12 protein-coding genes and 1 pseudogene are annotated in these 10579 nt (G+C 68.6%); 3 read left to right on the plus strand and 10 right to left on the minus strand.

The window, feature by feature from the left end; all coding sequences use genetic code 11:
- Positions 1 to 96: 96 nt before the first annotated feature.
- The 4 genes from OHO27_RS07580 to OHO27_RS07595 all read right to left on the minus strand — a co-directional run bounded on the left by OHO27_RS07580 (position 97) and on the right by OHO27_RS07595 (position 3629).
- Positions 97 to 876, minus strand: coding sequence for an exodeoxyribonuclease III (locus OHO27_RS07580; RefSeq protein WP_328421546.1), 780 nt, complete (start codon positions 874 to 876; stop codon positions 97 to 99).
- A gap of 56 nt (positions 877 to 932) precedes the next feature.
- Positions 933 to 1568 (minus strand): MBL fold metallo-hydrolase, encoded by a 636-nt coding sequence (locus OHO27_RS07585; protein ID WP_328421548.1) that lies wholly within the window; start codon positions 1566 to 1568, stop codon positions 933 to 935.
- Between the two features lie 64 nt (positions 1569 to 1632).
- On the minus strand, positions 1633 to 2931 hold the full coding sequence (pcaDC, locus tag OHO27_RS07590) for a bifunctional 3-oxoadipate enol-lactonase/4-carboxymuconolactone decarboxylase PcaDC (protein WP_328421550.1): 1299 nt from the start codon (positions 2929 to 2931) through the stop codon (positions 1633 to 1635).
- Between the two features lie 32 nt (positions 2932 to 2963).
- The gene (locus OHO27_RS07595; RefSeq protein WP_328421552.1) at positions 2964 to 3629 is read right to left on the minus strand and encodes a transposase; all 666 of its coding nucleotides are present in this window, start codon (positions 3627 to 3629) and stop codon (positions 2964 to 2966) included.
- 192 nt (positions 3630 to 3821) lie between these two features.
- On the opposite strand from OHO27_RS07595, the gene OHO27_RS07600 reads away from it, so the two are divergent.
- Positions 3822 to 4382 carry a hypothetical protein gene (locus OHO27_RS07600; RefSeq protein ID WP_328421554.1) on the plus strand — a complete coding sequence of 187 codons (561 nt, stop codon included), beginning with the start codon at positions 3822 to 3824 and terminating at the stop codon, positions 4380 to 4382.
- A gap of 276 nt (positions 4383 to 4658) precedes the next feature.
- Here the strand turns inward: OHO27_RS07600 and OHO27_RS07605 are convergent, their stop codons facing one another.
- Both OHO27_RS07605 and OHO27_RS07610 read right to left on the minus strand, forming a co-directional pair.
- On the minus strand, positions 4659 to 4862 hold the full coding sequence (locus tag OHO27_RS07605; RefSeq protein ID WP_328430375.1) for a cold-shock protein: 204 nt from the start codon (positions 4860 to 4862) through the stop codon (positions 4659 to 4661).
- 242 nt (positions 4863 to 5104) lie between these two features.
- Positions 5105 to 5443 carry a MerR family transcriptional regulator gene (locus OHO27_RS07610; protein WP_328421556.1) on the minus strand — a complete coding sequence of 113 codons (339 nt, stop codon included), beginning with the start codon at positions 5441 to 5443 and terminating at the stop codon, positions 5105 to 5107.
- A gap of 1140 nt (positions 5444 to 6583) precedes the next feature.
- Here OHO27_RS07610 and OHO27_RS07615 point away from each other — a divergent pair.
- Positions 6584 to 6954 (plus strand): annotated as a pseudogene (locus OHO27_RS07615) (ATP-binding protein).
- Between the two features lie 197 nt (positions 6955 to 7151).
- Entirely contained in the window at positions 7152 to 7472 is a 321-nt protein-coding gene (locus OHO27_RS43090; RefSeq protein ID WP_443059520.1) for a hypothetical protein, read from the plus strand.
- Here OHO27_RS43090 and OHO27_RS07625 read toward each other — a convergent pair.
- The 4 genes from OHO27_RS07625 to OHO27_RS07640 form a co-directional block, all read right to left on the minus strand.
- A complete protein-coding gene (locus OHO27_RS07625) occupies positions 7462 to 7770 on the minus strand; it encodes an SCO5918 family protein (RefSeq protein ID WP_328421558.1) in 309 nt (102 codons plus the stop codon). The genes OHO27_RS43090 and OHO27_RS07625 overlap by 11 nt on opposite strands.
- Positions 7771 to 7821: 51 nt before the next feature.
- Positions 7822 to 8226: a CBS domain-containing protein gene (locus OHO27_RS07630; RefSeq protein WP_328421560.1), complete on the minus strand. Its 405-nt coding sequence runs from the start codon at positions 8224 to 8226 to the stop codon at positions 7822 to 7824.
- 46 nt (positions 8227 to 8272) lie between these two features.
- On the minus strand, positions 8273 to 9766 hold the full coding sequence (locus tag OHO27_RS07635) for a DEAD/DEAH box helicase (protein ID WP_328421562.1): 1494 nt from the start codon (positions 9764 to 9766) through the stop codon (positions 8273 to 8275).
- 338 nt (positions 9767 to 10104) lie between these two features.
- Positions 10105 to 10308 carry a cold-shock protein gene (locus OHO27_RS07640; protein WP_023586116.1) on the minus strand — a complete coding sequence of 68 codons (204 nt, stop codon included), beginning with the start codon at positions 10306 to 10308 and terminating at the stop codon, positions 10105 to 10107.
- Between the last annotated feature and the right edge of the window lie 271 nt (positions 10309 to 10579).

A 10579-nucleotide genomic window follows, 5' to 3' on the forward strand; every position in this document is an offset into this window, starting at 1 on the left:
ACGTCCGAGGTGGCCGTCCGGGGCTCTGCCCCGGACCCCCGTATCGGCCTGAACGGCCTCGTCCTCAAGCGCCGGACGGGCTGGAGGGCACGTGCCCTACACGTCCAGGTCCACGACCACCGGCGCGTGGTCCGAGGCGCCCTTGCCCTTGCGCTCCTCGCGGTCCACGTACGAGTCGGTGACCGCCTTGGCGAACGGCTCGTTGCCGTACACCAGGTCGATGCGCATGCCGCGGTTCTTGGGGAAGCAGAGCTGGCGGTAGTCCCAGTACGTGTACGGGTGGTCGTACTTGAGGGGGCGCGGGACCACGTCGGACAGGCCGGACTCGCGCAGGGAGGCGAGGGCGGCGCGCTCGGCGGGGGTGACGTGGGTGAGCCCCTCGAAGGCGGCAACGTCGTAGACGTCGTCGTCCGTCGGCGCCACGTTGTAATCGCCCATCACCGCGAACGGGCGGCTGCCGCCCGCGTCGCCGGCCACGGCCGCCTTGAGGGCCTCGAACCACTGGAGCTTGTAGGCGTAGTGGGGGTGGTCCACCTCACGGCCGTTGGGCACGTACACCGACCAGACGCGGATCGGGCCGCAGGTCGCGGAGATGGCGCGGGGCTCGACGACGTCGTCGAAGCCGGGGTCGCCGGGCAGGCCCTTGACGACGTCCTTGAGGCCGACGCGGGAGAGCACCGCCACGCCGTTCCACCGGCCGGTCGCGTTGACCGCCGCCTCGTAGCCGAGGTCGCGCAGCGGGTCGAACGGGAACTGGTCCTCGGCGACCTTGGCCTCCTGGAGGCACAGCACATCGGTGCCGCTGCTCTCCAGCCAGGCCAGGAGCCTCGGCAGGCGAGCGGTGATCGAGTTCACGTTCCAGGTCGCGATGCGCATGCCTGACAACCTACCGGGCGGGACTGACAACCCGGTCCCGCCCAGGGTGGCACCGCTCACACCTCCGCCGAGTCCCCCGGCGTCAGGCGCAGGTGCTCCGCGCCGCCGAGTCCGCCGATCTGGCGGTCGTAGATCGGCCGGGCCAGGTCGGTGAGCAGGGCGTCGTGGATGTCGTAGGCGCGCTGCGGCTTGACCTCGCGGACGTAGTCGATGACCTCCGCGATCTTGTTCCAGGGGGCCATGACCGGCAGCATCAGCGTCTCCACCGGGCGGTCGGGAACGGTGAGGGCGTCGCCGGGGTGGAAGACCTTGCCGCCGTCGACGAGGTAGCCGACGTTGGTGATGCGCGGGATGTCCGGGTGGATGACGGCGTGCAGTTCGCCGTGCACCTGGACGTCGAAGCCGGCGGCGGTGAAGGTATCGCCGTGTCCGACCGTGTGCACACGCCCCGGGAACGCCGCCGCGATCTGCTCCGCGACGGAGCCGAGCGTCCAGATCCCGGCGGCCGGGTTGGCCTCCATGGCCGCCCGTAGCCGCCCCTCGTCGAAGTGGTCGGGGTGCTCGTGCGTGACGAGGATCGCATCCGCGCCGAGCGCGGCGTCGTCCTCGCTGAATCCGCCGGGATCGAGAACCAGCGTCTGCCCGTTCTTCTCGAGCCGGACGCAGGCGTGCGACTTCTTCGTGAGCTTCATGGCCCCATCCTGACGCGCGCCGGGTGCGGATGCCCGCTCCTGCGGATGCGGCCGCTGCGGGTCCTCACTCCTGCGGAGTGGTCTCTTCCCTTATGACCTGCTGGGCGACCTTGAAGGCGGTGTTCGCCGCCGGCACGCCGCAGTAGACGGCCGCCTGCAGCAGCACTTCCTTGATCTCGTCCGGCGTGAGGCCGTTGCGCAGGGCGGCGCGGGTGTGGAAGGCGAGTTCGTCCATGTGGCCGCCCGCGACCAGGGCGGTGAGGGTGACACAGCTGCGGGAGCGCCGGTCGAGCCCGGGTCTGTCCCAGATCTCACCCCAGGCGTAGCGCGTGATGAACTCCTGGAAGTCCCCCGAGAACTCGTCCGCCTGAGCCAGCGCCCGGTCGACATGCGCGTCGCCGAGCACCTCACGACGGACCTTGATCCCCGCGTCGTACGGGTCCGGCCGTCCCGTCGTCTGCGGTGCCACGACGGCGGGGGCTATCTCGGCGACGGGCGCGGGCTGCGAGGGCGAGGCGCTCAGGACCGGCTTCACGGGGGCGGCGACGATGGCCATCTGCCCGGTCGTGGAGTCGTAGGCGGGCTGCCAGGCGGTGGAGAAGTGCCGGACCAGCAGGTCGGTCACGGCGGCGGGCTGCTCGACCGGCACGAGGTGGGAGGCGCCGGGCACGACGGCGAGACGGGCGTCCGGTATGCCGGCGACCAGGGTGCGGGCCTCGGCGGGGCCGGTGACCTGGTCGTCCGAGCCGACGAGGACGAGCGTGGGCACCGCGACGCCGCCGAGCTGCGGCCGTACGTCGAAGGAGGCGAGCGCCTCGCAGGCGGCGATGTAGCAGCCGGGGTCGGTGGTGCGCACCATCTGCACGGCCCACTCGGTGATGGCGGGCTGCGCGGCCGCGAAACCGGAGGTGAACCATCGGTCGGGCGAGGTGCGGGCGATGGGGTCGAGGCCGTTCGTGCGCACGATCACGCCCCGCTGGCGGAACTCGTCCGCCGTGCCGAACCGGGGCGAGGCGGCGATGAGCGCGAGCGAGGCGAGGCGCTCCGGGTGGCGCAGGGCGAGTTCGATGCCGAGTGCGCCGCCGAACGCACAGCCCGCGTAGCCGAAGCGCTGCACGCCGAGGCCGTCGAGGGTGGCGAGCAGCCGGTCGGTGAGCTCGGCCACGGAGCCCGCCGGGTACGCGGGCGCGCCACCGTGCCCCGGCAGGTCGAACCGGAACACCCGCCATTGCTGGGTCAGCTCGGGGACCTGGCGGTCCCACATGTGCCAGGTGGTGCCCAGTGAGGGACCCAAGATCAGGACCGGAGCGTCTTCTGGCCCGTCAAAGCGGTATTGCAGGGTGTTCGGTGGTGTCTCACTCACGCCCCAGACCCTCTCACGTATCACGGACGCCCCTATGACTGGGGTTCGGTGGATACCGTCTTGACCAGGTTGTAGACCGCTCGGGCGGCATATCGCTTGAGGCATCGGATGATCTCACGTCGGGTCTTGCCCTCCTGGGTGCGGCGTTCGTAGTACGCCTGGATGCGCGGATCGAAACGCAGCCGAGTGAACACGATGCCGTGCAGGGCCGCATTAGCTTGCCGATCGCCGCCATGGTTGAGCCGACGCGAGCTCCGCCGGCCCGACGAGTACTCGATGGGACTGACCCCGCACAAAGCGGCGAAGGACGCCTCGGTGTTCAGCCGCTCGGGATTGTCTCCCATAGTGATCAGGAGCGTGAAGGCGCTGTCCGGGCCGATGCCCACCGGTATGAGCGGTTGCGGGGCGTGGCGTTCGACGAGCCGGGTCAGGCGCTGATTCAGCTCATCGATCTGCCCTGTGAGCTGCTCGATGCGCTGGGCCGGCAGGCTCAGGGTGATGTGGGTGGCCTGGGCCGCGGCGTCCTCGTCGTCCCCGTCGCGCAGGCTGAGGCGCGCGCAGGTGCGCAACAGCTCGGCATTGCCCAGGCTCGACAACCGCTCCCGCAGGGCGGGGTCGGCTGTGACCAGGACGGCCCTGAGCTGATTGATCGCCTGGGTGCGGGCCTTGACGGCGGAGTCCTTGGCGAGTTTGAACATTCGGGCGCTGTGCACGGGACCGTCGCGGGTTTTGGCCCGGGCCGGGGCACGACCGCTGAGCACGGCCCGCGCAGCGGCCTGCGCAGCGAGACCGCCAACTGGGCCTGCCGAAGCCGAGTAGAACGGCTGGTCATGGGAACGATCAGGGCTTCCGAACGGGCATCTCCGCTCGCCTACGCACAAGGATCGCCGATGCTTCCTGAGGTCCACCCCCACGTATCCAGCGCCCTCGCAGGCCAGTTGGAACACCAACTGGATCTGGCTCCGCATCTCGAAGCCGGCCGACTCGATGTGGAGGGCGTCGCCGGTATCGCAGTCGTCGCAGCCGCCCACTGCGACGGCTATGCGGCCACCGGCCATCTCCTTGGGCTGCTGGCCGCGCTGCCTGCCCCCACCAAGGCAGGAGAACGCTTCTGGTCGGACCTGTGGAGGTCGTCGGGCACCGCGTACCTGCTGCCCGTCAACATCAAGGCTCTGGTGCTGCGTTCGCTTGCAGGAGAGGGAACAGCCCTGGCCCGGCAGGTCCTCTCGGCCTTCAACGAGATGACCCCGCCCCAGCGCGTCGCGGCCGGGGAGGTGATCGGTCAGGCCCTCGTCGAGTCCGACCATCTGCCCGACCTCAAGACACAGGTCATCGGAGAACTGTGGCTCCGAGATCTCGAGCTCACCGCCTGGCGCGTCCTGCACGCAGACCGCAGGTCGGATGATCCGGCTGGACGGAAAGCCTTCCTCGATGCCTGGACGAGCGTCTGAACGTCGGCTCTTCCCAAGCTGCACGGCAGCCGCGCAGGACATGCGGCTCCCGTACCCGACGACGCTTGAAGCGACTGGGTCAGAAAGCTCCGGGCCGAAGTCGCACCGGTCCAGGGCCTCCGCAGATCAGGGGCCGCGCAGCAATGGCTGCGCGGCCCCTGATCCTGTGCCGGCCCGGCACGAGAGCAGGCGCCTTCGTCCGGGTGGGCGGCAGGGCCCGCACGGGCGGCGGCCACCGCACCCGGTGTGCACGATCCCGCGGGCAGGTCTGCGAGGTCAGGTCAGGTTGATGTTCTCGGCCTGCGGACCCTTCTGGCCCTGGGTGATCTCGAACGTCACGGCCTGGCCCTCCTGGAGTTCACGAAAGCCTGTGGAGTTGATCGCGGAGTAGTGCGCGAAGACATCCGGGCCGCCGCCATCCTGGGCGATAAAGCCGAAGCCCTTCTCCGCGTTGAACCACTTCACAGTTCCCTGAGCCATGGTCATGCCTTCCAGCCGATGAACGCCTCCCACTCCATGTGGCAGGCGGAGGTGATCGCCCTGGTCCCTGCGGCACAGCACAGCAAAACGCCCACACCAGAGGCGTGGGCAAGAGAGAAATCCGAACCACGACAGCTGACGCAGACGCTACACGCCCACACGCCGCGTCACCATAGGAAATGATCACGCCGCACACCGAGACCGTACGTACGTGCCCGCCGACGCTGACGGGCACGCTCATCTCATGCTGCTGCCGTTTGGTTCGCTGGATTGGCGGCGCGGCGATATTCGGCGTTGAGGCGCTGGGCTTCCTCGAGCTGGTCTTCGAGGATGACGATCCGGCAGGCGGCCTCGATGGGGGTCCCGTGGTCGACGAGTTCCCGGGCCCGGGCGGCGATGCGCAGCTGGTAGCGGGAGTAGCGGCGGTGGCCGCCTGCGGAGCGGAGTGGGGTGATAAGGCGGGCTTCGCCGATGGCGCGGAGGAAGCCCTGTGTGGTGCCGAGCATCTCGGCGGCCCGGCCCATGGTGTAGGCGGGGTAGTCGTCGTCATCGAGACGGCCGAGCGTGTCGTCTGCTGTCATTGCACCTCTCTGGGGAACGCGTGGAGGGGCCCTGGCGCCGTACTGGCACCAGGGCCCCGAAGGAACTACTACACCATCTGCCGGCCCTGATAGTGCACCGGCCCTCTGTTTCCGCAGACCCGACCGAGACGCTGTCGGGGGCGCGGGGATCGCGGTTGCCTGACCGGAGACCACCTCACTATCGATGTCCTGCGGTACCCGGGTCCAAGACTTCCGCCCGGGCGATCCTGATGGCGCTCGGCTCCTCCGTTCTTCCCTCTTGAGCAACTACTCACTAACGGAAACTGCGAACTGCTGGTACCGCGAACTGCTGGTGGCCTCGAACAGCGCCACTCTTCGGCAGCCAGCCCCGTCGCCCGTAGTGCGTCTGCCCTGGCTTGGAACCCCACTGCCGAACCTCCCGATGCGCGCGCCCGCAGCCGACGCCTTCACCGAGGTACTGCTCACTGACTTCACTGCTGGGTACTGCGAACCTTCACTTACGGGTACTGCCACTGCGGTACTGCTCATGGCGGCCCCTGATCACTGCGGGCCACCCGGTCCGGTCGTCAGTCCCGTCACCGTCCTGTAACCGCTCTGGCTCCGGAACTCCACCACCGCACCGCCCTGCAAAACTGCAACTGCTGCACCACTGCCTGGCAGTTCATCTCTGCCGGACCTCGCTCGATCTCGACTACGAGAGAAACCATAACCAGACCACCATCCAATGTCTACTCCGGCTGGCATAGATTTCCGGGCGCGCGAAGACGAGGCAATCCGCCTCTACCGGTCTGCCTCGACCGGTCCCCGGATGGCTCAAGCAGCTCCGAGGCTCAGTCCGGCGCTCGCAGTGCCCCACAGCCGCGCAGCACGTCGGGCTGAGCGTGACGTCGCCGACTGCGCCGCGGCTACCGTCGGCGGGCACCGGCCAACACTGGGCATATCGTTTCTCGTGAAGAACACCACCGACCGGGACGGACGCTTCCAGCCGTGACGCCCCGCAGGTAGGCCATTGACGGACGTGGCACGAGGGCCTGCGCCGCCCTCGACGATCCCGGTGATCGAGCAGCTCGTGGAAATGTGCCCACGGGTGCCGCGATCCGGGGGCTGACGCTCCTGCTCAAGCAGACCGTGGGCCGCGAGAGACGGGCTCACGGCAGCGTGCCACCATGCGTCGACTGTGGTCCTTTCGCCGACGCATGTGATGCGGCACGGGCCTTCCTCGAAGGCTGGCGGCAGCCGACCGTGGCGCCGGAAACCGCTGACACCGTGGCCTTGGTCGTGTCGAGCTCGTCACCAACGCCCCGCGCCACGGCGGGGGCACCTGCACCCTGGACCTGACTGCGCACACCGACACCATCGGGGTCGCCGTTCACGACCCCAGTCGGCATGTGCCGCGCATGCGCTCCCCTGACCTGAACGGCGGCACCGGGGGCTTCGGCTGGCCCAAGGTCAACCGCCTCGCCCGCGCAACGGCGGTCACCCGCCGGGCCTCCCGCGGCAAGACCGTGAGCGCTTGCCTTGCCCGGTAGCGTCACCGCTCAAGCAGCCGGATGGCCGGCGACTACAGTCCATTCTCACGTCGAAGCCTGACGAGCTGCTCGTTGACGTCGCCGCCCTGGCGGAGTCTGAGCAGAGCAATCAGATTTCCCTGACCGTGGCCACCGGTGGCGCTGTCATCACCGGTCGACCGGTTCCCGCAGCCAGGTGGGGGCAGAGGGTGTCGGATGTGCTAACGGATTCCGCCCGCTTGGGCGAGTTCGCCGCCGTCTTCGACACTCCCGCGAAGAAGGAAGGGCCACCCACGCATCTGCACTTCCATGTCGCCCGGATCCTGCAGGGCACGGTGGGTATCCCGGAGACGGGCGGGATGTACCAGGCTGCGATCGAGGACGTCAGCACCTGGACCGTGGGCGACTTTCAGCTCTTCCGACCACTGAGCGACGGCAACGGAAACCGCTGCCAGCAGTGTGGGCGCGACCGGCGTACCGGTCGCGCCCACACTGCTGGTCAGGTGTCGGCCCGTGCCTGTTTACCCGTCAGACCGTGACGGGGGTGCCGAGCATCGCGGAGGCGTGCTGCAGCGAGCCGAGGATGCCCGGAGGCGCGGCCTTAGGGAGGGTGCGGCAGGTGAAGCCAAGCTGTGTCATGGCCCGGAGGACTTCGGCGGCGCTGAAGTCACGGCGGTCCTGTCGGGTGATGACCTGGCCGACCTGCTTGAGCGGGTAGTGGCGACGGCCGATGATCACCGACTCGCCGGTGACCGGTTCGGGCTTGACGCCCTTCATCGATTCCAGCACGCCGCCCTTGGTGAGCTCGAAGGGGAAGCGGGCGATGACGCAACGCATGTGACCTCACAGGGAGAAAGGGAGAGCGGTCCGATCAGAGGTGAGGCGATTTCAGTGGGAGAGGGCGAGGATGCCCAGCGCGCTGCCTTGCTCGTCGACCACCGGCAAGACACCGAGCCGACGAGTGCGCATGGCGTGCTCGGCTTCGGCCATCGTGGTCACGGGTGAGGTGAACGAGCCGGGGTCGCCGAGGATCTCGCGCAGGCGGACGCGGTCCGTGTATGCGGAGCTGTCGCGGACGGCGGTGAGTTCGGTCTGGGTGACCAGGCCGGTGCACTGGCCGTCCTCGTCGCAGACGAGCAGCTGACCCGTGCGGGCGGCGGCCATGACGGCCAGCGCCACCTCGACGGTCATGTCGTCACAGACCTGCGGTCCGGCCGCGTCCATGACCTCAGCCACCGTCCTGTGCACGGGGTTGACGTCCACCGGGCGGGGTTGCATCTGAACCAGCGTCAAAAGGTGCCTCCTACAGAGATGGGCCAGCTTCCTGATCACGAATGTTCTAGGCCACCGCGCCGAAGACGGACTGGCGTACGGGGGCGCGCCGGCTCGCCGAAGCGGGGCGGCGTCGGCCGCGCGAGGACGAGCTGCGCTTGGGGCGCTCGACCACCGGTGCGGTGATGACGACCGGGATGCCGGACGGGGCCTGGGCACCGGTGATCCGGCTCAGGGCCTCGTCGCCCGAGCGGATCTGGGTGGTCTGCGGCCGGATTCCGGCATCCGACATGAGGCGGACCATGCCGCGGCGCTGGTTCGGTGTCACGAGGGTGACGACACTGCCGGACTCGCCCGCGCGGGCGGTACGACCGCCGCGGTGGAGGTAGTCCTTGTGGTCGGTCGGCGGATCGACGTTGACCACGAGGTCGAGGTTGTCGACGTGGATGCCGCGCGCCGCGACATTGGTCGCCACCAGCACGGTGACGTGCCCCGTCTTGAACTGCGCCAGCGTGCGGGTGCGCTGAGGCTGCGACTTGCCGCCGTGCAGCGCCGCGGCCCGGACCCCGCTGTTGAGCAGGTCCTGGGTCAGCCGGTCGACGGCGTGCTTGGTGTCCAGGAACATGATCACGCGGCCGTCGCGGGCGGCGATCTCGGTCGTGGCAGCGTGCTTGTCGACGCCGTGGACGTGCAGGACGTGGTGCTCCATCGTCGTGACCGCACCGGCCGACGGGTCGACCGAATGCACAACGGGGTCGGTCAGATAGCGGCGCACCAACAGGTCGACGTTACGGTCCAAGGTGGCGGAGAACAGCATCCGCTGCCCCTCCGGACGCACCTGGTCGAGCAGCGCGGTGACCTGCGGCATGAAACCCATGTCGGCCATCTGGTCAGCCTCGTCCAGCACCGTGATGCCCACCTGGTCCAGCCGGCAGTCGCCACGGTCGATGAGGTCCTTGAGCCGACCCGGGGTCGCGACGACGACCTCGGCCCCGCCGCGCAGCGCGCCGACCTGCCGGCCGATCGACATCCCGCCCACCACCGTGGCCAGCCGCAGCCTGACGGAGCGGGCGTACGGTGTGAGCGCGTCCGTCACCTGCTGCGCCAGCTCACGCGTCGGTACGAGGATCAATCCCAGCGGCTGGCCGGGTTCGGCACGCTGTCCAGCGGTGCGGGCGAGCAGGGCGAGGCCGAAGGCGAGAGTCTTGCCGGAACCGGTACGCCCGCGGCCCAGGACGTCACGTCCCGCCAGGGAGTTCGGCAGCGTCGCCCCCTGGATCGGGAACGGTGCGGTCACCCCCTGCTTGCCGAGTTCGGTCAGCAGTTGTTCAGGCATGGCGAGATCGGCGAAGCCCTCAACGGCGGGCAGCGCGGGGGTGATCGTTTTGGGGAGCGCGAACTCACCCTGCACCGCGGCGGGCCGACGGCCGTAACCGCCGGCACGGGCGGGACCACCGGAACGGCGCGGCGCCTGCGAGCCGAAGCGGCCGCCGCCCTTTCCGGCGTCGACACTGCCATTACGGGTGCGGGCGGAGCGGTTGTTCGTACGGGTGCGGTTCATGCGGAACCCTCCTCGATGTGGCACATATCAAGGAATTCCCGCAGCGATGAGCGGCATGGAGAATTACAGGTATGGACCGGCGGTAAGAAAGCAGATCTGGCCGACGGAAATCTCCGGGGCGCAGGTGCTGAAATGCGTGACGCGATGGGGACCTTCAGATCCGGGCGTCGACAGCGGTGCAACTCTTCGGGATGCACCTGCATCCCTGACGGAGGGGCCGCGTGTGGCGGGACCGCGGATTCCTCCGCGTCGACCCGCGAAACCGCTGCAAGAGATGCGTGCAGCTGGGGCCCGCACCCCGAAGGATGCGGGCCCCAGCTACAAAATACGCGTCAGCGTCAGGCCGGAACGATGTTCTCGGCCGTCGGGCCCTTCTGACCCTGCGCGATGTCGAAGGTCACCTTCTGACCCTCGAGCAGCTCACGAAAGCCCTGCGCGGCAATGTTCGAGTAGTGGGCGAACACGTCAGCGCCGCCACCGTCCTGCTCGATGAAGCCGAAGCCCTTTTCCGCGTTGAACCACTTCACGGTACCAGCAGCCATGTCATATCTCCTTTGGGGCAGTACATCGGAATCCGCACTGCGCGGACGCCATGTCGCCGCGATGATTACCCCGCCCGGAAAATGACCGGAAATACAAAAGCGCTCCCACCGACAGGAGACGAGTGGGGGCACTTGAAGTTTTGGGAACCACAACTGCAACTGAGATCGACAGTAGCACGCCGGAACTGCCTGCGCACGTTACATGATGCCACTCAGCTTATCGCGGCAAAAACGCTCACTTCATGGTCCGTCAAACCTTCACCTCATGGGA

The sequence above is a fragment of the Streptomyces sp. NBC_00443 genome (genome assembly GCF_036014175.1).
Lineage (GTDB): Bacteria > Actinomycetota > Actinomycetes > Streptomycetales > Streptomycetaceae > Streptomyces.